Here is a 20,960-nt window from a genome sequence, read left to right on the forward strand (position 1 = left end):
TACCCGGCCGTCAACGTATTTCTGCGGGGGCACCCCGGCCCGTCCCCTCCCGGTACGTCGGCGTCCGGCGGTCCGGTGGGGGTTGCCGGGGAGGGGGGTGGGTGGGCTGAGGTGCGGGGGCGGCCGACGGTCCGCCGCGGTGCCGGGGCGGGGGTGGGTGGGCTCGGGTACGTCGGCGTCAGGCTGTCGGTCCGCTGTGGTGCCGGGGCGGGGGTGGGTGGGCTCGGGTACGTCGGCGTCAGGCTGTCGGTGGGGGTGGCGGAGGGGGGTGGGTGGGCCTAGGTGCGGGGACGGCCGACGGTCCGCTGTGGTGCCGGGGCGGGGGGTGGGTGGGCTCCGGTACGTCGGCGGCCGACGGTCCGGTGAGGGTGCTGGCCGGGGGGGTGGGCTCCGGTACGTCGGCGTCCAGCCGCCGGTGGGGGTGCTGGGAGGGGGGTGGGTGGGAGGCCGGCCCCTGCACGCCCGACGTCCAGCCGGGGGGCGAAAGGGTGCGGGTGGGGGCCCGGGCGTCTCCGCCAGCGGCCGTCCGGGCGGGTGGGTGGGAACGGGTGGGCTGGACAGGGAGGCCGGGGGGTGGGCCATGCACCGCCCGGCTCTTCGTTCGGGTGAAGGGGGCGGGGCCCGGGTCTTGCGGGGTTTGACGGTTCGGCTCGGGCCCGCAACCTGACGGCCGCCGGAGGGGGTGGGGGGCTGGGGGGTTAAGCGGTCACCTGGTCCTCAGGGCGGGTGTGGGGCTCGCCGCAGGGGTTTTGTGGGGCTCTTGGAGGAAGGGCCCGAGCATTCCGACTCACCGGGAGGGGGCACCGGCGCAGGGCGGCACGCCGAAAAGACCCCCTACCCTCCCCGGCAACCCCCACCGGACCGTCGGACGCCGACGGACCGGGAGGGGACGGGCCGGGGTGCCCCCGCAGAAATGCGGTGACAAGAAGGGTGCCGGATACAGGAGACCAGGTAGCCGCATTTCGAGGAGGTGCCCCGGACCGGCACCGACCAGGCACAAGCGGCACCCGCAGACGAAGAAAACACCCGCACGGGTGGGCGGGCGGGCAAAGACAAAGGGCAAGAGGGCTAGCGGCCAGGAGGGTTGGGGGCCAGGCGCGGGGCGCGGCGCGGCGGGGCGGGAGAGTTGAGGAGGATGAGGCGGGCGGCACGGTGCCGCTGACCTGCGTAGGGCGCGAGAAGACCGAGCATGACCTCATCGGAAGAGCGGCGCTCACCCGTGAGGGCGTATCCGACCCGATGCGGCAGGTGCAGGTCCCCGACCGTCACGGCATCGGCGGCCCCATGACTGCGCTGAAGCGTCTCGGCAGCCGTCCAGGGCCCGATCCCGGGCACCGTCTGGAGCCGCGGGGCCGCCTCGCCGGGTGGAAGGGCGGTGAGCCCTTCGAGCGAGGAGGCGGCCCGGACGGCCCGCAGGACGGTGGAGGCGCGCTTGTTGTCGACCCCCGCCCGGTGCCAGTCCCAGGACGGGACCAGGGCCCACCCCCGCGCGTCGGGCATGACGCGCATGCGCTCGGCGCCCGCCGGCCCCGGCGCGGCCTCCCCGTGGCGGTGGAGCAGAAGCCGCCAGGCCCGGTACGCCTCGGTGGTGGTGACCTTCTGTTCCAGGATGGAGGGGATCAGCGATTCGAGGACGAGCCCGGTACGGGTCAGCCGCAGACCTGGGTGGCGCCGGTGCGCGGCGTGCACGAGCCGGTGCCGGGGCGTGAACGCGGCCGGATCGTCGTCGGCGCCGAGCAGCGCGGGCAGCGCGTCGAGCAGCCACTGGCCGCCGGGCCCCCACGCGTGGGCCTCGATCACGGCGGGACTTCCGGTCAGGCGGAGGGTGCCCGCGCCGTCGGGCGTGCGGCTGGCCCGCCAGACGGTGCCGTCCGGGTCGATCCGGAAGGCGGGGTCGCCGTAACCGCGGCAGAGCGGGTTGAGGGTGAGCCGGATGTCGAGCGGCCCGGCAGGCGACCAGGACCGGGTACGCGGAGCCGCGGGAGCCGCCGATGACACCGACGCCGCGCAAGCGGCGGTGGCGGTGGTGGAGGCGGGTCGAGGTCGCGGGAGAGGCACCCGGCGAGCGTATCCGCCCCCTCCGACGCACCCGCCGCCCCGCCCCCGTAAAGCCGAGCCCCCGCCCTACTGGTCCGACGAGAACCGCACCGCGCCCGCCGGAATCCGGGCTCCGCACCAGATCCGTACGCCGTCGCGCAGTTCGTTGTCGGGGCCGATGTGCGCGCCGTCGCCCACGACGGCGCCGTCGAGGACCGTGCGGGCGCCGATGACGGCGCCGATGCCGACGAGCGAGTCGCGGATGACGGCGCCGGGCTCGACAGTGGCGCCGGACAGCACGGTGCTGCCGTCGACGCGGGCGCCGGCCCCGATGACGGCGCCCGTGGAGACACAGGTGCCGCCGGAGAGCTTGGCGTCGGCGGCGACATGGGCGCCGGTCAGGACGAGGTGGTCGCCGCCCAGGCCCGCGACGGCGGGGGACGGCGCGTGGCCGAGTACGAGGTCGGCGGAGCCGCGGACGAACGCCTGCGGGGTGCCGAGGTCGAGCCAGTAGGTGGAGTCGACCATGCCCTGGAGGTGGGCGCCGGCGGCGAGCAGGTCGGGGAAGGTCTCGCGTTCGACGGAGACCGGCCGCCCGGCCGGAATGGTGTCGATGACCGAGCGGGTGAAGACGTAACACCCCGCGTTGATCTGGTCGGTGACGATCTCCTCCGGCGTCTGCGGCTTCTCCAGGAAGGCCGTGACGCGGCCGTCCGCGTCGGTGGGGACGAGGCCGAAGGCGCGCGGGTCGGCGACCTTGGTCAGGTGCAGCGAGATGTCGGCGCCGGTGGCGCGGTGGGTGCCGACGAGGGCGGGGATGTCGAGGCCGGTGAGGATGTCGCCGTTGAGGACCAGGACGGGGTCGCCGGGCGCGGAGCGCAGCCGGTGGGCGACGTTGCGGATGGCTCCGCCGGTGCCCAGCGGCTCGGTCTCGGTGACGTATTCGAGGTGCAGGCCGAGCGCCGAGCCGTCGCCGAAGTGCGGTTCGAAGACCTCGGCGAGGTAGGAGGTGGCGAGCACCACGTGCTCGACCCCGGCGGCCCTGGCGCGCGCGAGCTGGTGGGTGAGGAACGGGACTCCGGCCGCCGGGACCATCGGCTTCGGGGTGTGCACGGTCAGCGGCCTGAGCCGGGTGCCCTTGCCCCCGACCAGGAGGATCGCTTCGGTTGCCGCAGGGCTCTCCACGGGGCGCTCCGCGCTGACGGCGGAGGCGGGGTGTGCTCGCATGGCAAGCATAGTGACATAAGCCGTAAAGATGAGTATTCACGAACTGACGGACAGTCGGCCGCGCCGCCGCACTGACACCCGTACGGACGAGCCGAGTCGGACGGGCCGACTCGAACGAGCCGAGTCGGGCGGGGACGCCACGCGCGACGGCCGCACGGGGAACCAGCCCCCGTACCCGTACGGGCACAGGCCGTCGTGATCGCTGGGGGTAGCCTGACACGCGTGACGCCGACCGCCAACACGCCCGACACGCCCCGCACGCCCCAGGGCCCCGCGACTCCCGCCGGGCTGCTCGACGCCGCGCTGCGCGGTGATCCGGGCCGCCCGCTGGTCACCTTCTACGACGACGCGACGGGTGAACGCGTCGAGTTGTCGGTGGCGACCTTCGGGAACTGGGTGGCGAAGACCGCGAATCTGCTCCAGGACGAGTTGGGCGCGCAGCCCGGCGACCGGCTGGCGCTGCTGCTGCCCGCGCACTGGCAGACGGCCGTGTGGGTGCTGGCCGGTTTCTCGGCGGGCGTCGTCGTGGTGCCCGGCGGCGATCCGGCCGGTGCCGACCTGGTGGTCAGCGGCCCGGACACCCTGGACGCGGCGCGGGCCTGCGGCGGCGAGCGGGTCGCGCTCGCGCTCCGGCCGCTGGGCGGACGCTTCCCGCAGCCGCCCGCGGGCTTCGTCGACTACGCGGTGGAGGTGCCGAGCCAGGGCGACCGTTTCGCGCCCTACGCGCCGGTCGGCCCGGACGCGCCCGCGCTCGTACTGCCGGACGGCGGGGGTGTGCTGACCGCGTCCGAGGTCGTCGCCAAGGCGCGCGCGTCAGCCGCCGCGCTTGGGCTCGGCCGCGGCGGACGGCTGCTGTCGCCGCTGTCCTTCGACACGTGGGACGGGCTCGCGGCCGGGCTGCTCGCGCCGCTCGCCGCCGACGCCTCCGTGGTGCTCTGCCGCCACCTCGACCGGCTGCCCGAGGAGCAGTTGGCCAAGCGGAAGGACGCCGAGCGCGTCACCGTATCTCTGTAGCGGTCACGCGCCCCGGCCTCGCCGGACGCCTCTGTCGTCACTTCCGTCACAGCTCGTCAACAGCTGTCTGTGGATTTCGGGTACCCAGGCAACCAACCACCGTATTCGGCTGTCTGAACGAATGCCGGGCGGGTAATCGCAAGCCTGTCCCCGGTAACCGGCGACTTCCGAGAGACGGGCCCCGACGTGACCACGCCAGCAGAGCCTCCGCAGGGTGACTCCGTTCCCCCCGCCTCCGACGGCTCCGACGACGCGTCCGGCACACAGAAGGCGCGGTCGGACGAGCCCGCCGAGCCGACGACCGAAGCGGAAGCAGAACCAGAGGCAGAGGCAGAGGCGGAGACCGAAGCCGAGGCCGAGGCAGAACCAGAGGCCGAAGCGGACGCGGACGCGGAGCCGGCCGCCGATACGGAGACGGATACGCCGCCGGTCGAAGGCCCCGCCGCCGCCCCGGCGGAGGAGCCCGCCAACCCCAAGAACTGGCGCTGGCTGAAGGTCGTCGCCCTGTGCACCGCCGTACTCGTACTGGCCTGCGCGGGCACCGGCTGGTACCTCTACCAGCGGCTCAACGGCAACATCACGACCGACACCGCGACCGAGAACGACCTGAAGGTGCACGCCTCCGAGCGCCCCACGCAGGGCCCGACGGAGGCCCAGAACATCCTGCTGATCGGCTCGGACAACCGCGGGAACGGCAACAGCAAGTACGGCCAGGACAGCGGCACTCAGCGCTCGGACACCACGATCCTGCTGCACATATCCGCCGACCGGAAGAGCGCCACCGCCGTCAGCCTCCCGCGTGACCTGATGACGCACGTGCCGCGTTGCACCCTGCCGAGCGGCAAGGAGGACCACGAGCGGTTCGAGCAGTTCAACTGGGCGTTCGAGTCGGGCGGCGCGGCCTGCACCATCCGTACGGTCGAGAAGATGACCGGCATCCGCGTCGACCATCACCTGATCGTGGACTTCAACGGCTTCAAGAAGATGGTCGGGGCGGTGAACGGTGTCGATGTGTGCCTGGCCGAGCCGGTGCACGACACGTACGCGCACCTCGACCTGCCCGCGGGACGGCAGACGCTCAACGGCGAGCAGGCGCTGGGATACGTACGCGCCCGGCACGGCATCGGCGACGGCAGCGACACCATGCGGATGGACCGCCAACAGGCGTTCCTCGCCTCGCTGTTGAAGAAGGTGAGCAGCAACGGCGTGCTGCTCAACCCGACCAAGCTCTACCCGCTGCTGTCGGCCGCCACCTCGTCGCTGACCGCCGACCCCGGCCTGGACTCGCTGAGCGAGCTGTACACCCTCGCGCACAGCCTCCAGCAGATACCGACCGGGAACGTGCACTTCCTGACCGTGCCGCGCGAGCAGTACGTCAACGACATCAACCGCGACCAGCTCGTCCAGCCCGCCGCCGACACCCTCTTCAAGACGCTGCGCGACGACCGGCCGGTGAATGTGTCGGACAAGGCGCCGGACAGCGGAGACGGCGGCGGTGACAGCGCGGGCGGTACGCGTACGCCCGGCACCCCGTCCGCGGGCTCGACCTCTACGGCCACGCCCACGACCACCCCCACGGGCCCCACGTACCGCGGAACGACCGCGGACCGCGACATCTGTGGCAAGAGCGGGTGAAATCCCGCTAAAGAGTCCACCTGGTCGGCAGGCGGGATCGGCAGCTTTGTCCGGTTGTAGGGGCGCTCGATTTGTCACGGGCGCGCATCGGCGCTGAACTGTGGGGCTAGTGTGAGCGATCCGGCCGATCCCGGATGGAGGACCCGAGCGACCGTGGACACGCAAGGCCGTAGGAACATCGACCCGGCGGACCAGTGGGTCCTGGACCCGGCGACCGGTACGTACCAGTTGCGGCTGGAGCCGGACGCGGCGCCGAGGCCCACCGTGCCGGGGCAGAGCGGTCATCGCGACGCCTCCCCCGCACCGCGGGACGCCGGGCGCGGCCAAGGGCGCGACTCCGCTCCCACCGCAGGAGACGACGACGCGGCCGGGGCCGGGACCGGGACCGGCCCGACGGACAGCCCCGCCCCGTCCCCCGGCGGCCGGCGCGCGGCCCGCCTCGCGGCCAGGACCGGTGCCACGACCTCCACCACCGGCTCGGCGCGGCTGGCGGGCGGCTCGGCCGACGTGTCCACGCCGACCAGCCGTCGCAAGGCGAGGACCAAGAAGTCCCGTAAGAAGAAGGTCCTGTTGTGGACCGCGGGCACGGTGAGCTTCGTGCTGGTGGCGGTCGGCGTCGGCGGCTACCTCGTCTACCAGCACTTCAACAACAACATCACGACGGTGGACGTCGGCAACGCGGGCAGCAAGGACGTCACGCACACCGGTCCGATGAACGTGCTGGTGATCGGCACGGACAGCCGGGTCGGCCTCGGCAAGAAGTACGGCGACGCGGGCAGCGTCGGCCACGCGGACACCACGATCCTCTTCCATGTGTCGGCCGACCGCAGCAACGCGACCGCGATGAGCATCCCCCGCGACATCGTCACCTCCATCCCCGACTGCCCGACGAAGCAGAAGGACGGCAGCACCAAAACGGTTCCGGGCACGCCCGCGCAGCTCACCACGCCCAAGTTCAACGAGAGCCTGGGCGTGGACGGCCGCGACCCCGGCTGCACCATGCGCGCGGTGACGGCGATGACGGGGCTGCCGATCGACCACTTCATGATGGTCAACTTCGAGGCGGTGAAGGCCCTGTCGACGGCCGTCGGCGGTGTCGACGTCTGCCTCGCCCGGCCGCTGGTCGACCCGAAGTCCCATCTGAACCTGAGCGCGGGACCGCACAACATCCAGGGCGAGACGGCGCTGGAGTTCGTAAGGACCCGGCACGCGCTCAAGAACCAGAGCGACCTGGACCGGATCAAGCTCCAGCAGAACTTCCTGAGCGCGATGATCCGGAAGATCAAGTCGAGCGGCACGCTGACCAACCCGAAGAAGCTGTTCACGCTGGCGGACGCGGCCACCAAGGCGCTCACCGTGGACAGCGCGATCGGCAGCGTGAGCAAGCTCACCAGCCTGGCCAAGGACCTCAGCGAGGTGGACGAGAAGCACATCAGCTTCACCACCCTGCCGGTGCTCGACAACCCGAACGAGAAGGTGCACGCCACCGTCGTCATCGACCCGGTCAAGGCCCCGCAGCTCTTCGCGCTGATCAAGAACGACGTGTCGCTGACCGCGGTGAAGAAGCCGTCCGCCACGCCCGACCCCCGGCTGACCGGGCCGAAGGCGACCCCGCACGACACCCGCGTCAACGTGCTCAACGGCAGCGGGACCTTCGGCGCGGCGCAGAGCACCGTCAACTGGCTCCAGAACACCCAGGGCGTCAACCGCTCGGCGAACGGCGGCAACGCGCCCGCCACCGCCAGGACCGTCCTGGAGTACGCGCCGAACCAGGCCGACCAGGCGCGTTCGCTGGCCGCGATGATGGGGCTGCCCGCCTCCGCGCTGAAGCAGGGCACGACGGACGCGGCGCCGCTCGCGTACATGAAGCTGACCCTCGGCAAGGACTTCACGGCGCCCGGCACCCCGATCGGCCCGCCCACCGCGGCTCCCTCGGACCTCCCGAAGACCGAGGCCGCCGACACGGCGTGCGTGAAGTGAGGTCACGGATGTCGCGCACGCGACGAACGCGGTGAATACCGTAAACGCGGTGAATGCGGTCAATACGGTGAATGCGGTGACCGCCGTGACCTCCGTCACCCTCTGACGTGATCCGGGCGGGCGCCGGAGTCCCGGCGTCCGCTAATTGACGATCTCCGGGTGCAACTCCTCGCCGCTCACAGCCGTCTGACAGTGGGGCGACCCAGTATGACCCGGGTAGGGCGGCGCGTCGGCGTGCACCGTCCGTACACCCCGCGCGAAGGCGCGCGGCCGGTCACCGTGATGACGATGCGCGCCACAGGGAGGTTCGGGATGCGCGACGGGACAGTGGGAGGGAACGGCTTCGGTACGGCACCCAACCCGGACCACCGGGGATGGGACGAGAGCCTGTACCGGGACGACGCCCGCGCCTACGCGCCCGGCGCGCCATCAGGTACGGACTCCGGCGGCGACGACGGCGCGGGCTCCGGCGCGGGACCGGACGCCGACCCCGCCTCTTCCGACGGCGGGCAGGAGCCACCCGAGCGAATACCGGGCCAGCGCGGCGCGGCGGGCGGTGGCGGTCACCGGCGCGGCGGCTCACGGCGGCGCACGAAGAGCCGTAAGCGCAGGGTCCTGAAGTGGGTGTCCATCGGCGCCGCGGTCGCGGTGCTCGGCTCGGCGGGCGCGGCCTACGGCTACTACGAGTACCTGGCGGGCAAGATCCGCAAGGGCGAGCGCGTCAGCGGCAGCTCGACCGTGGCGAAGACGAAGGCCAACGCCGCCGGCAAGACGGCGATGAACATCCTCATCCTGGGCTCCGACAGCCGCAACGACCCCGAGGATCTGAAGCTCGGCGGTGCCAAGAACACCGTGGGCGACGCCGCCCGCGCCGACGTGATCATGATCGCGCACCTGTCCGCGGACCGCAGCAACATGTCCGTGGTCAGCATCCCGCGCGACACCCGCGTCAACATCCCGGCGTGCACCGACCCCAAGACGCACGAGAAGTTCGCGCCGGTCAACGACATCATCAACGCGTCGCTCGGCCGCGGCGGCGCGGGCTGCACCCTGGCCACCGTGCAGAATCTGACCGGCGTCTACATCGACCACTGGCTGACCATCGACTTCTCCGGTGTGGTGAAGATGGCCGACGTCGTCGGCGGCGTCGAGGTCTGCGTGAAGCAGAATGTGGACGACCACTCGACCCCGGCCCAGCCCGGCGGCTCGCACCTGCACCTCAAGGCGGGCAAGCAGAAGATCTACGGCGAGACCGCGCTGAAGTGGCTGCGGACCCGGCACGCCTGGGGCAGTGACGCCGCGCGGGCCAAGGCGCAGCACATGTACATGAGCGCGCTGATCCGGCAGTTGCGCAGCCAGAACCTCTTCACCGACCCGGGCAAGCTCAACAAGATCGCGACCACCGCGATGGAGGCGTTCGAGGTCTCCAAGGAGATCGGCACCCCGAAGAAGCTGTACGACCTGGGCATGCAGCTCAAGACCGTGCCGTCGGACCGCATCACGATGCTGACGATGCCGCACGACGCGGACCCGAAGGCCCCGCTGGCGCACTACATCCCGTCGGCGGACGCGCCCCAGGTCTGGTCGCTGCTGCGCAACGACGTGGCGATGGACGGCAACGGCAAGGCGAAGACCCCTGCGAGCGGGGCGCCCGCCACGACACCGGCCACGACCGCGCCGCAGGGCCCGCCAGCCGCGGCCTCCGACACCATCGCGGTCTCCGTGGTCAACGGCACCGCGGGCACCTCGGACGGCGTGGCCACGCCGAACCGCGCGGGCGGTATCGCCACCACGCTCAAGACCGCGGGCTTCACCAAGGCGGAGGCGAGCCAGCAGACCAAGCCGAGCCCGGGCACCACCCTCACGTATCCGACGAGCAGCGGTGACCAGGGCAAGGCCGACGCCACGGCGGTGGGCAAGGCGCTGAAGATCCCGGCGGGCAATGTGAAGGCGTCCGCGGACGTCGACACCATCACCTTGACCATCGGCGCGGACTGGAAGACCGGTACGGACTTCAGCAAGACGCTGCCGAAGAGCGGTTCCGTGCCGACGACGGCGGAGGCGGTGAACGGCGCGGACACGACCGGCTGCATGGAGGTGCTGCCGATCTACCGCTGGTAGCACGCGGGTGGGAGAGGGCGGGACCGGCAGGCGGTACGACCGGCCCGCGCGGGGAGCGGCTCACGCCTCCGCGCGGGCCGTCTCCGTCTGCTGGCCGTCCTGCTGGCCCTGCCCGTCCTGCTGTCCCTGCTGGACGTCGTGCTGGCCCTGCCGTCGCGGCTCCCCGTCGCGCACCGCGGGGCGGCGGCTGGCGATCACCCGGCGGGCCAGCGAGCGCGGGCTGGTGAGGAAGCCGTAACCCCAGCACATGTGCATGGTGGCCAGGGCGAGCGGGATACGCAGCCGGGCGCCGAAGGACAGGCCGCGGCCCGCCGGGAGCGAGCCGACGGTGATGGCGGCCACGTACGCGGCGGGCACCAGCAGCGCCCACGGGGTGACGGCCGCGCCGACGACGATGCCCGCCGCGTTGGCGAACAGGGCGACGGGGGCGGCCAGGTAGCGCAGGTTGACCGAGCCGCGGTGGTAGCGGGTGACGACGCGGCGCCAGCGGCCGTAGTCCTTGTACTGCTTGGCGAGCGCGCGCACAGTGGGGCGCGGCCGGTAGGAGACGCGCAGTTCGGGCGAGAACCAGATGAGGTGGCCGGCCTCGCGGATGCGGTAGTTCAGCTCCCAGTCCTGGGCGCGGATGAACTCCACGTTGTAGCCGTCCTGCCGCTCCAGCACCTCGCGGCGGAAGACGCCGAGGTAGACGGTGTCGGCGGGGGCGGCGGCGCCTCCGGTGTGGAAGGCCGCGTTGCCGACGCCGATCTTCGACGTCATGGCGGCGGCGACCGCGCGCTCCCAGTCGTTCTCGCCCTCGGCGTGCATGATGCCGCCGACGTTCGCCGCGCCCGTCTCGTCGAGGAGGCGGACGGCGGTGGCGATGTAGTCGGGCGAGAGCATGCCGTGCCCGTCGACGCGTACGACGACCGGGTGCCGGGACGCCTTGATCGCCGCGTTGAGCGCGGCGGGGGTGCGGCCGGTGGGGTTGGGCACCGTGTGGACCCGCGGGTCGGCGGCGGTCAGCTCGGCGGCGATCGCGTCCGTACCGTCCGTGGACGGGCCCAGCGCGATGACGACCTCCAGCTCGCCCGGATAGTCCTGCTCCAGGATGTGCCGCACCGAGTCGCGCAGATGGCGCTCCTCGTTGAGCACCGGCATGATCACGGAGACTGCCGGGGGCGCGGGGTTCTGCGGCGCGGCGGCACGGGTGGCGGGGTCAGGAGCGGCGGCGTTCATCGCGGCAAACGTTACCGCTAATGGGGGACACCAGCGCGTGGGGTCAAGACCTACTGTCCTATTTGTCCCTAGCCTGAACGGGTCCGCACGCCCCTGTCACCGCACGGAGGGATTCCCTATGCCGCCCACCCGTGTGCCGCCCACCCGAGTGCCCCCCGCGCGCCGACGTCCGCCGATCCGCTGGAGCACCCGGATCATCGGCGGCCTGGCCCTGCTGATCATCACCGCGAGCGGGGTGGGCCACGCCGTGCTGAACGGGGTCAGCGGCGCGATCGACCGGGTGGACGCCTTCGGCGGGATGGAGGGGCGTCCCGACGGGTCCAAGGGCACCAACTTCCTGCTGGTCGGCACGGACGGCCGCGACGGCCTGGACCCGGCGACGAGGAAGGCGTACCACCTGGGCGGCGCGCCCTGTCACTGCACCGACACGATCATGCTGGTGCACCTGTCGGAGGACCGTTCGCACGCGAGCATCGTGAGCATCCCGCGCGATACGTACGTACGCCTGCCGGACCAGCCGTCGGCGGACGCGTCGTCCTCCGGGTCCCCTCCGGCGAGCGCGTCACCGCCCGGCACGCCGTCCGCCACGCCCTCGGCCACACCGTCCGGCACGGCCTCCGGTACGGCGGGTGCCGCGCCCGCCGCCGAGGTCCAGGCGGACACCCACCCGGCGAAGATCAACCAGGCGTACGCGGACGGCGGCCCGAAGCTGACCGTCCGTACCGTCGAGCAGATCACCGGTGTGCACATCGACCACTACCTGGAGGTCGACTTCACGAGCTTCATGAAGACGGTCGACGTCATCGGCGGCGTCCCGGTCTGCACGACGCGCCCGCTGAAGGACTCCTACACCGGCCTCGACCTGCCGGTCGGCACCACGAAGCTGGACGGCGGACAGGCGCTCCAGTACGTGCGCGCCCGGCATCTGGACGCGGCGGCGGATCTGGGGCGGATGCAGCGGCAGCAGCGGTTCGTGGCCCAGGTCATCCACAAGATCACCAGCGGCGGGACGCTGGCCAACCCGCTGGAGCTGAGCCGGGTCGCCTCGACCGTGCTCGGGTCGGTGCGCGCCGACCAGAACCTCAAGGCGGGTGACCTGATCGCGCTCGCGGAGGGCATGAAGGGCCTCACGGCCAGCTCGTCGGAGTTCGGCTCCGTGCCGCTGAGCGACACGGACTACTCCGTCCCGGGCGTCGGCTCCACCGTGAAGTGGGACACCGCCAAGGCCGGGAAGATGTGGGCGGCGATCCGCGCGGACCGGCCGCTGGCGGTGCACCACAAGACGGCCAGGAAGCACAAGGGCGTCAAGGTGGACGTGGACCCCGCGACCATCAGGGTCTCGGTCCAGAACGGCACCGACACCAGCGGGCTGGCCGCCGCCGCGCAGAAGGCGCTGGCCGCCACCGGTTTCGCGACCGTCGGCACCCCCGGGACGTCCGAGCACCCCAGCGCGCGGACCGTGATCCGCTACGACCCCCGTTGGGACCGCTCCGCGCAGTCCCTCGCCACCGCGCTGCCCGGCTCCGAGCTGGTGGCCGTGCCCGGCCAGGGCAAGACGATGAAGGTGGTGCTCGGCTCCGACTACAAGGCGGTCACGCCGGTGACGGCGGACGACGGCGGGGCGTCGGGAACGATGGACTCCGCGCTGACGGGTGACGAGGTCGGGTGCTGACCGGATGAGGCGCTGATCGGACCGGCTGCTCAACTGACCGGCTGCTCAACTGATCCGCTGCTGACCCGATCGGCTGCTCAACGGCCTGAGGACCGGACGGCCGGGGGTCTCGGGGTGCGTCCCCGGGGCCCCCGGCCGTCTTTCCGAACCGCTCAGGACAGGCGCTAGTCGTCCAGGCCCTCGGCCGCGCGGCGGCGGCGCAGCTCCACGATCGCGCGGCGGCGGGCCAGGCGGTGGGTGCGGCGGATCTGGGCCTCCTGCCAGCGGCGGCGGTCGCGGTCGGTCTCGGGCAGGACGGGCGGTACGTGCCGGGGCTTGCCCTCGACGTCGACCGCGACGAAGACGAGGTAGGCGCTGGCGACCTGCTTGGCGACGCCCGACTCGTTCCAGCGCTCGGCCATGACGCGGACGCCGACCTCCATGGAGGTGCGGCCGGTCCAGTTGACCTGGGCCTTCACGGCGAGGAGGTCACCGACCCTGACCGGTTCGAGGAAGATCATCTCGTCCATCGCGCCGGTGACGGCGGGGCCGCCCGAGTGCCGTCCCGCGACGGCGCCCGCCGCGTCGTCCACCAGCTTCATGACGACGCCGCCATGGACGGTGCCCAGCAGATTGGTGTCGTGCGCGCTCATGATGTGCGAGAGCGTGATGCGGGACGCCGAGGTCGGCTTGCCCGGGAGCGCCGCGCCGTCGGGAGCGGGGACGTCGGACGCGGCCAGGGCCTCAGGTGCCCCCAGGGTCTCAGGCGCCGCCAGGGCCTCAGGCGTGGCCGGGGCTTCGGGGGCGGCTGGGCTCTCGGGGACTGCCGGGCTCTCGGGGGTGGGGCGATCGATCATGACAGCAACCTTATGTCCGTTGCGAAACGGTCGCGGCCGGTGGCCGAATGCATCGGGTCTGCTACAGAACCGCCGTGGATTCCCGGTCGTCGCCCGAGGCCGGGCACACTTTCCACCATGAACGGTTGGAGCGATGACACCGAGCAGCGCCGCGGCGCCGAGCCGCCGCTGCCCCCTGAACTGTCGCCGCGCCGGGCCGCCGCCGCGGCGGGCGGGGTACCGCCGCAGCCCGTCCGACGTCCCGGCCCCGCGGGGCCCGCGGGCCCCGGCCGAGGCGGCCAGGGCGGAGGCGGCTTCGGCCCGCCCCCGCCCGGCGGGACCGCCACCGGCCCCCGCAGGCCCCGCTGGAGCACCCGCAAGAAGATCGGCATCACGGCGCTCGGTCTGGTCGTGGCGCTGCTGGTGGTGTCCGTCTCCACGTACTTCTGGGCCGACTCCAAGGTGCGCCGCGAGGTCGACCTGAGCAAGGTCGAGGACCGGCCGCCGACGGGCAAGGGCACCAACTATCTGATCGTCGGTTCGGACAGCCGTGAGGGGCTGACCAAGCAGGACGAGAAGGACCTGCACACCGGCGCCGCGGACGGCCAGCGCACCGACTCCATGATGATCCTGCACACCGGCGGCAACGGGACCACCATGATGAGCCTGCCGCGCGACTCGTACGTCACGATCCCGGCCTTCACCGGCCAGAAGTCGGGCAAGCGGTACGCGGCCTCCACGCACAAGCTGAACCGCGCGTACTCCGACGGCGGCCCCGAGCTGCTGACCCGCACCATCGAGTACAACACCGGCCTGCACATCGACCACTACGCGGAGATCGGCTTCTCCGGGTTCGTGAACCTGGTGAACGCGCTCGGCGGCGTCAACATGTGCCTGGACAAGCCGCTGAAGGACAAGGCATCGGGCGCCGACTTCGCGGCGGGCTGCCAGAAGCTCAACGGCAAGCAGTCGCTGGCCTTCGTCCGGCAGCGGCACCAGGAGGCCGACCAGGACCTCGGCCGGATGCGCAACCAGCAGAAGTTCCTGTCGACGCTGGCCCACCAGGCGGCCTCGCCGACGACGATCCTCAACCCGTTCAAGCTCTACCCGGTGATCGGCTCCGGGCTCGACACGCTCATCGTCGACAAGAAGATGAGCCTGATGAACCTGGCCTCGATGTTCTGGGCCATGAAGGGCGTCACGGGCGGCGACGGCAACTCCGTCACGGTCCCGATCGGCAACGCCAACTACATGACGCCCAATGACGGCGACGCCGTGAAGTGGGACATGACGAAGGCGAAGACGCTCTTCGACGAGCTGAAGAACGACCAGAAGGTGACCGCCACCAAGTAGGTACCGGGCGGGCACCGACGGGACGGCACACACCGAAGGCCCCGGCCCCCGCGGCGAATCGTCGCTGCGGGGGCCGGGGCCTTTGGTGACGGTACGGAGTCTGCTGCCTCGAGGTCTGATCCTCGAAGGTCTGACACCTCGGGGTCTGACGCCTCGCGCTCAGATGCCTCGGGCTGGACGCCTCGGGCTCAGACGGCGGCCGGGGCTCCGGTCACGGCGGGCACCCACTGGTCGAGCTCGGTGCGCCAGTAACGGGCCACGTTCAGCCGGGTCGGCTTGGGCTCACCGGGGAGCTGGAACTTCAGCGAGCTCCACAGGGCGTTCCGCTTGACCTCGGACACCAGGCCCGCGGCCTCGGCGCGCGGTATCGCGGCGACGAGCTCCTTCGGGCGGGAGCTCATGCGGCCCGCCTTGTGGAAGACCACGGCCTGCTCGGTGACCGTGACGAAGTAGTACTTCACGAATGCCTGGGCGATCAGGCCGAGCGAGTTGATCAGCCACGGGCTCGGTCCGGTGACCGTGTGGATCGTGGCGATCGGACGGTCGCTCGGGTTGATCTCCGCGATGGCCTGAGCCACCTGCTCCTGCATCGTGGACTTGCGAATGGCCATAAAGGGTCCCCCTGCTTCAGGTGTGTGGACGATTGCCGCGACGCCGTCGGATGACGACGGCGTCGCAGCGTATCGCCTGCTGCCTGTCAGGTACGCGCAGGGTTTGCATTGATACACGCCGGTGACGAACGAGACCTCAGCGACGCGTAGTTGGCCGGATCGTGACCTTAGTGACGCGCACCGGCCGTACGACGACGCAGGCCGTAGACGGCGCCGCCGCCGACCACCACGAGCGCGCCGGCGACACCGGCGATCATGCCCGTGTTGCTGCCGCCGCCGGTCTCGGCCAGGTCGGTGGTGCCACCGGCCGCGGGCGAGGGAGCGTTGGTGTCGTCAACCGCCGCCGCGCCGCTGGTGCTCGGCGTCGCGGTGGGGGTGTCGGACGGGGCCGTCGACGGCGTTTCGGTCGCCGGCGTGGTCGGCGTGTCCGACGGAGTGTCGGTGGCCGGCGTGGTCGGCGTGTCGGTCGCGGGCGTGGTCGGGGTGTCGACCTTGCACGCGGTCTCCGGCGTCTTCACGTCCGTGGTGCCGACCTTCTGGCCGGAAGCCTTCACGACGGTGACCGTGTACGTCGTGGACGGCGACCAGTCGACCGGGAAGTTGACGGTGACGCCCTGACGCGTCCCGGTCAGGTTCTCCTGGTGACCGACCTCGGTCTGCCCCTGCGACACGGTGATGTTCACCAGCGTGTGGGAGTAGTCCTTGTTGGTGACGTCGATCGAGCCCTTGCCGTTGTCGCACGAGGCTTGGGCGGAGAACTCGGAGATGCTGCAAGCGAACGCGTTGCCTGCAACGCCCAGCGCGAGCGCGGCTGCGGCGGAGGCAACGCCGATGGTACGCACCGCGATTGCGGTACGGCGGGATATGGACACGTCTTCCCTTCACGGGATCGGATCACAAGCGCGGAAAGGGCACACAAGGGGCGGGATCGAACTCCCGCGCCATCTGTGGCCCTCAAACCTCTACAAGCCGCCGCGTCCGCTTGTCAATTGATCGCAAACCGCCCGCTAAACGGCGCCGGGTGACGATCCCCCCCGCCCGAACCACCGGACTACACCGGATAGTCGGACATAGCGATCTTCCCCCGATCGTTGTACTGAACCCCCCGAACCGCCCTCCCCCGTCACCCACTTCACCCCCGTCACCCGCCTATCACCACCCCCCGCCCTAGGGGAGGTTTCGCGCCATCACGATGCGCTGGACCTGGTTGGTGCCCTCGTAGATTTGGGTAATTTTGGCGTCGCGCATCATGCGCTCGACGGGGTAGTCGCGGGTGTAGCCGTAGCCGCCGAGGAGTTGGACGGCGTCGGTGGTGATGTCCATGGCGACGTCGGAGGCGTAGCACTTGGCGGCGGCGCCGAAGAAGGTGAGATCTTCCTCTTTACCGCCGGCCGAGACGCGTTCTGACCTGGCGGCGGCCGCGTAGGTGAGCTGGCGGGCGGCTTCGAGCTTCATGGCCATGTCGGCGAGCATGAACTGGATGCCCTGGAATTCGGCGATGGCCTTGCCGAACTGCTGGCGCTCCTTGACGTAGCCCTTGGCGTAGTCGAGGGCGCCCTGGGCGATGCCGATGGCCTGGGCGGCGATGGTGACGCGGGTGTGGTCGAGGGTCCTCATCGCGGTGGCGAAGCCGGTGCCCTCGGCGCCGATCATGCGGTCGGCGGGGATGCGGACGTTGTCGAAGTAGACCTCGCGGGTCGGGGAGCCCTTGATGCCGAGCTTCTTCTCGGGGGCGCCGAAGGAGACGCCCTCGTCGCCCTTCTCGACCACGAACGCGGAGATGCCCTTGGAGCGCTTGTCGGGGTCGGTGACGGCCATGACCGTGTAGAACTCGGAGACGCCCGCGTTGGTGATCCAGCGCTTGACGCCGTTGAGCACGAAGGTGTCGCCGTCGCGTACCGCGCGGGTCTTCATGCCCGCCGCGTCCGAGCCGGCCTCGGGCTCGGAAAGCGCGTACGAGAACATGCCCTCCTTGCGCGCCAGGGCGCCGAGGTACCTCGTCTTCAGCTCCTCGGAGCCGGAGAGCTGTACGGGCAGCGAGCCGAGCTTGTTGACCGCGGGGATGAGGGAGGAGGAGGCGCAGACCCGCGCCACCTCCTCGATCACGATGACCGTGGACAGCGCGTCCGCGCCCGGGCCGTCGTACGCCTCGGGGACGTGGATCGCGTGCAGGTCGTTGGCCTCCAGCGCGTCACGGGCCTCCTGCGGGAAGCGGCCCTGCTCGTCCACCTCGGCCGCGAACGGCGCGATCTTCGCCTCCGCGAGGGAGCGGACCGCGTCCCGGAGCATGTCGTGCTCCTCGGACGTACGGAAAAGGTCGAAGTCGGAGGATCCGGCCAAGGTGTCTCACTCCCCGAGTGCAGCGCTAACTACCGTTAAGTAACCCAATGATCCTAGGCCCGCGCCCGCGGCGCCACCTACGTGACGTTCATGACACCCGCGGAACACCTCACGACACCCCACAACGCCCGGCAACGCCTCACGACACCTTGTCGCCGAGCCGGTCGACGGTGTTGTTCGCGAGGTAGTCGCTCATCGTGTCGTTGCGGAGCGCCTGCCACAGCTCGGAGGAGCCGTTGGCGTCCAGCAGCACCACGGACTGCTTCTTGATGGTGTCGAAGCCGGAGATCGGCGCGTTCATGAACACCATGTCCGAGGAGCGCACATCGCGCATGTTCCACACCAGGTCGCGCAGATCGCCGTTGGACAGCTTGTCGTCCACGCTCACCACGGACGTCACCTGGTCCAGGGTCCGCTTCAGCTTGAGCGGATTGGAGAAGGTGCCGCCGGAGAGCATCTTGGACAGCACGGCCCGCAGGAAATTCTGCTGCCGGTGCGTACGGTCCAGGTCGCCGCGCGGCAGGCCGTAGCGCTCGCGCACGTAGTCGAGGGCGTCGTCGCCGTTCATGTGGTGGGGGCCGGCCGTCCAGACCCCGCCGGGGCCGTTGCGGCGGTCGACCGTCTTGTCGACGGTGATGTCCACGCCGCCGACCGCGTTCGTCAGATTCTTGAAACCGCTCCAGTCGATCACCGCGAGGTGGTCGACCTTCACCTTGGTGAGCCGCTGCACGGTGTCGATCAGCAGCGGCGGGCCGCCCCAGGAGAAGGCCGCGTTCAGCTTCGCCTGGCCGTGGCCGGGGATGCTCACCCAGGAGTCGCGCGGCAGCGAGACGACGTACGCGTGTTTGTGGTCGGCGGGCAGGTGCACCAGCATCATCGTGTCGCTGCGCTGGGCGCCCGGCTTCCACTCCGGCGCCTTGGCGTTCTTGCCGGTGGTCGGCAGGTCGGACCTGGCGTCCAGGCCGACCAGCAGGAAGGTCTGGCTGCCGCTCTTGGACGCCTGCGGCTGCGCGGCGGCCGGTACGTCGGTCGGGAAGGCGTTCGGGATGCGCTCGACGCGGCCGGTGTAGTGCTGGAAGGCCCAGTAGGCGGTGCCGACGACCAGCAGCACACCGGTGCAGAGCAGGATCACGGCCGCGTACAGCACGCGGCGGGTACGGCGGCGCCGCCGGGTCTTGCGCGCCGGGCTGTCGGGGCCGTCAGGACCGTCGGGCGCGAGACCGTCGTCCGCATCCGGCTCAAGTGCCGACTCCGGCTCCGGCTCGGACCCCGGCTCGCGCTTGACGGCCGATATCCGCCCCGGTATCCCCTCCGGTTCCGGCGACCGCCCCTCGTCCGGCCCCCGGTCCGGCCGCTGATCCGGCGTCGTCACGTCCGTTCCGGTCGGGACCGTCCCCTCGTCCGTCCCGCCGCCTCTGCCGCTCGCGTCACCCACGATTGCACCCCACCCCTCGACCCACCCCTTGGATATCTGCACGCATTGTGGACCCCCGGCCCCCCGACCACCCACTATTTGGTCCGCGCGGTCCCTACTATGCTCTGCGCATGCCTCTGAAGCTCACCGTCATCGGCACCGGTTATCTCGGCGCCACCCATGCCGCCGCGATGGCCGAGCTCGGTTTCGAAGTGCTCGGCCTCGACATCGTGCCGAGCAAGATCGAGATGCTGTCGCATGGGCGCGTCCCCATGTACGAGCCGGGCCTGGAGGAACTGCTCGCGAGACATGTGGCCGGGATCGAGGGCTCCAGCGGGCGGCTGCGCTTCACCACCTCCTGGGAGGAGGTCGCCGAGTTCGGCGACGTCCACTTCGTCTGCGTGAACACCCCGCAGAAGCACGGCGAGTACGCCTGCGACATGAGCTACGTGGAGAACGCCTTCTCCTCGCTGGCCCCGCATCTGCGGCGCCCCGCGCTGGTGGTCGGCAAGTCCACCGTGCCGGTGGGCAGCGCGGCCGGGCTGGCGGAGCGGCTGCGCGAGACGGCCCCGGCGGGCGCGGACGCGGAGCTGGCGTGGAACCCGGAGTTCCTGCGCGAGGGCTTCGCGGTGCAGGACACGCTGCACCCGGACCGGATCGTGATCGGCGTGACCAGCGAGCGCGCCGAGTCACTCCTGCGGGAGGTTTACGCCGGACCGCTCGCAGAAGACACGCCGTTCATCGTCACGGACTACCCGACGGCCGAACTCGTCAAGACCGCGGCCAACGCCTTCCTCGCCACCAAGATCTCCTTCATCAACGCCATGGCCGAGGTCAGCGAGGCGGCGGGCGGCGATGTCGCCAAGCTCGCCGAGGCGATCGGGCACGACGACCGGATCGGCCACAAATTCCTCAGGGCCGGGATCGGCTTCGGCGGCGGCTGTCTGCCCAAGGACATCCGCGCGTTCATGGCGCGCGCCGGTGAGCTGGGCGCCGACCAGGCGCTGACGTTCCTGCGCGAGGTCGACTCCATCAATATGCGGCGCCGCACCAGCATGGTGGAGATGGCCCGCGAGGCGGTCGGCGGGAGCCTGCTCGGCCGCCGGATCGCCGTGCTGGGCGCCACCTTCAAGCCGGACTCCGACGACGTCCGCGACTCCCCCGCCCTCAATGTGGCGGGCCAGATACACCTCCAGGGCGGCCAGGTCACGGTCTACGACCCGAAGGGCATGGAGAACGCCAAGCGGCTCTTCCCGACCCTGCGTTACGCCCCCACGCCGCTGGACGCCGTCCGCGGCGCCGACCTCGTACTGCACCTGACCGAGTGGCGGGAATTCCGCGAGCTGGACACCGCCGCCCTCGCCGACGTGGCCCGCGAGCGGCACATCCTCGACGGCCGCAACGCGCTCGACCCCGCGGTCTGGCGCAAGGCCGGCTGGACCTACCGCGCGATGGGCCGCCCCTCCGCGTAACCGACGACACCCGCGGGGCCCGTACGCGACACCACCGCGTACGGGCCTTCG

The 20,960-nt window shown here is 71.3% G+C and carries 14 protein-coding genes and 1 pseudogene; 7 read left to right on the forward strand and 8 right to left on the reverse strand.

Features of this window, described 5'->3' with window-relative positions; genetic code table 11:
* Window positions 1–1,068: 1,068 nt before the first annotated feature.
* Together ACIP4Z_RS20990 and ACIP4Z_RS20995 are read right to left on the reverse strand one after the other, a co-directional pair.
* Window positions 1,069–2,058 carry a DNA-3-methyladenine glycosylase family protein gene (locus ACIP4Z_RS20990; RefSeq protein ID WP_401310155.1) on the reverse strand — a complete coding sequence of 330 codons (990 nt, stop codon included), beginning with the start codon at window positions 2,056–2,058 and terminating at the stop codon, window positions 1,069–1,071.
* 66 nt (window positions 2,059–2,124) lie between these two features.
* Window positions 2,125–3,264 carry a sugar phosphate nucleotidyltransferase gene (locus ACIP4Z_RS20995; RefSeq protein WP_391162242.1) on the reverse strand — a complete coding sequence of 380 codons (1,140 nt, stop codon included), beginning with the start codon at window positions 3,262–3,264 and terminating at the stop codon, window positions 2,125–2,127.
* A 222-nt stretch (window positions 3,265–3,486) separates the two neighbouring features.
* Between ACIP4Z_RS20995 and ACIP4Z_RS21000 the strand changes: the two genes are divergently transcribed.
* From ACIP4Z_RS21000 to ACIP4Z_RS21015, 4 genes are all read left to right on the forward strand, one after another.
* Window positions 3,487–4,278 carry a TIGR03089 family protein gene (locus ACIP4Z_RS21000; protein ID WP_401310158.1) on the forward strand — a complete coding sequence of 264 codons (792 nt, stop codon included), beginning with the start codon at window positions 3,487–3,489 and terminating at the stop codon, window positions 4,276–4,278.
* A gap of 186 nt (window positions 4,279–4,464) precedes the next feature.
* On the forward strand, window positions 4,465–5,913 hold the full coding sequence (locus tag ACIP4Z_RS21005) for an LCP family protein (RefSeq protein WP_401310161.1): 1,449 nt from the start codon (window positions 4,465–4,467) through the stop codon (window positions 5,911–5,913).
* A 153-nt stretch (window positions 5,914–6,066) separates the two neighbouring features.
* The gene (locus ACIP4Z_RS21010; protein ID WP_401310164.1) at window positions 6,067–7,893 is read left to right on the forward strand and encodes an LCP family protein; all 1,827 of its coding nucleotides are present in this window, start codon (window positions 6,067–6,069) and stop codon (window positions 7,891–7,893) included.
* 312 nt (window positions 7,894–8,205) lie between these two features.
* Window positions 8,206–10,014 (forward strand): LCP family protein, encoded by a 1,809-nt coding sequence (locus ACIP4Z_RS21015; protein WP_401310167.1) that lies wholly within the window; start codon window positions 8,206–8,208, stop codon window positions 10,012–10,014.
* Window positions 10,015–10,185: 171 nt separating this feature from the next.
* Here the strand turns inward: ACIP4Z_RS21015 and ACIP4Z_RS21020 are convergent.
* A pseudogene (locus ACIP4Z_RS21020) lies at window positions 10,186–11,232 on the reverse strand (glycosyltransferase family 2 protein); the annotation flags it as partial.
* Between the two features lie 118 nt (window positions 11,233–11,350).
* Here ACIP4Z_RS21020 and ACIP4Z_RS21025 point away from each other — a divergent pair.
* Window positions 11,351–12,904, forward strand: a complete 1,554-nt coding sequence (locus tag ACIP4Z_RS21025; protein ID WP_401310169.1) for an LCP family protein — start codon at window positions 11,351–11,353, stop codon at window positions 12,902–12,904.
* Window positions 12,905–13,068: 164 nt separating this feature from the next.
* Here the strand turns inward: ACIP4Z_RS21025 and ACIP4Z_RS21030 are convergent, their stop codons facing one another.
* Window positions 13,069–13,536: an acyl-CoA thioesterase gene (locus ACIP4Z_RS21030; protein WP_223187544.1), complete on the reverse strand. Its 468-nt coding sequence runs from the start codon at window positions 13,534–13,536 to the stop codon at window positions 13,069–13,071.
* Between the two features lie 321 nt (window positions 13,537–13,857).
* Between ACIP4Z_RS21030 and ACIP4Z_RS21035 the strand changes: the two genes are divergently transcribed.
* Window positions 13,858–15,072: an LCP family protein gene (locus tag ACIP4Z_RS21035; protein ID WP_355350028.1), complete on the forward strand. Its 1,215-nt coding sequence runs from the start codon at window positions 13,858–13,860 to the stop codon at window positions 15,070–15,072.
* 188 nt (window positions 15,073–15,260) lie between these two features.
* Here the strand turns inward: ACIP4Z_RS21035 and ACIP4Z_RS21040 are convergent, their stop codons facing one another.
* From ACIP4Z_RS21040 to ACIP4Z_RS21055, 4 genes are all read right to left on the reverse strand, one after another.
* Window positions 15,261–15,683, reverse strand: coding sequence for a hypothetical protein (locus ACIP4Z_RS21040; RefSeq protein ID WP_355350031.1), 423 nt, complete (start codon window positions 15,681–15,683; stop codon window positions 15,261–15,263).
* Between the two features lie 167 nt (window positions 15,684–15,850).
* Window positions 15,851–16,555: an LAETG motif-containing sortase-dependent surface protein gene (locus tag ACIP4Z_RS21045; protein ID WP_355350034.1), complete on the reverse strand. Its 705-nt coding sequence runs from the start codon at window positions 16,553–16,555 to the stop codon at window positions 15,851–15,853.
* Between the two features lie 295 nt (window positions 16,556–16,850).
* The gene (locus tag ACIP4Z_RS21050) at window positions 16,851–18,023 is read right to left on the reverse strand and encodes an acyl-CoA dehydrogenase family protein (RefSeq protein ID WP_355350037.1); all 1,173 of its coding nucleotides are present in this window, start codon (window positions 18,021–18,023) and stop codon (window positions 16,851–16,853) included.
* Between the two features lie 139 nt (window positions 18,024–18,162).
* Window positions 18,163–19,395, reverse strand: coding sequence for an LCP family protein (locus ACIP4Z_RS21055; RefSeq protein ID WP_401310174.1), 1,233 nt, complete (start codon window positions 19,393–19,395; stop codon window positions 18,163–18,165).
* A gap of 173 nt (window positions 19,396–19,568) precedes the next feature.
* On the opposite strand from ACIP4Z_RS21055, the gene ACIP4Z_RS21060 reads away from it, so the two are divergent.
* Complete coding sequence (locus ACIP4Z_RS21060) at window positions 19,569–20,909, forward strand: UDP-glucose dehydrogenase family protein (RefSeq protein ID WP_401310177.1); 1,341 nt, start codon at window positions 19,569–19,571, stop codon at window positions 20,907–20,909.
* The last annotated feature ends 51 nt before the right edge of the window (window positions 20,910–20,960 follow it).

The sequence above is a fragment of the Streptomyces sp. NPDC088910 genome, assembly GCF_044749865.1.
In the GTDB taxonomy this organism is placed as follows: Bacteria; Actinomycetota; Actinomycetes; order Streptomycetales; family Streptomycetaceae; genus Actinacidiphila.

Coding starts and splice junctions, on each gene's coding strand:
- ACIP4Z_RS21015 (WP_401310167.1), top strand. CDS start 8,206: ATGCGCGACGGGACAGTGGGAGGGAACGGCTTCGGTACGGCACCCAAC.
- ACIP4Z_RS21040 (WP_355350031.1), bottom strand. CDS start 15,683: ATGGCCATTCGCAAGTCCACGATGCAGGAGCAGGTGGCTCAGGCCATC.
- ACIP4Z_RS21030 (WP_223187544.1), bottom strand. CDS start 13,536: ATGAGCGCGCACGACACCAATCTGCTGGGCACCGTCCATGGCGGCGTC.
- ACIP4Z_RS21025 (WP_401310169.1), top strand. CDS start 11,351: ATGCCGCCCACCCGTGTGCCGCCCACCCGAGTGCCCCCCGCGCGCCGA.
- ACIP4Z_RS20995 (WP_391162242.1), bottom strand. CDS start 3,264: ATGCGAGCACACCCCGCCTCCGCCGTCAGCGCGGAGCGCCCCGTGGAG.
- ACIP4Z_RS21035 (WP_355350028.1), top strand. CDS start 13,858: ATGAACGGTTGGAGCGATGACACCGAGCAGCGCCGCGGCGCCGAGCCG.
- ACIP4Z_RS21060 (WP_401310177.1), top strand. CDS start 19,569: ATGCCTCTGAAGCTCACCGTCATCGGCACCGGTTATCTCGGCGCCACC.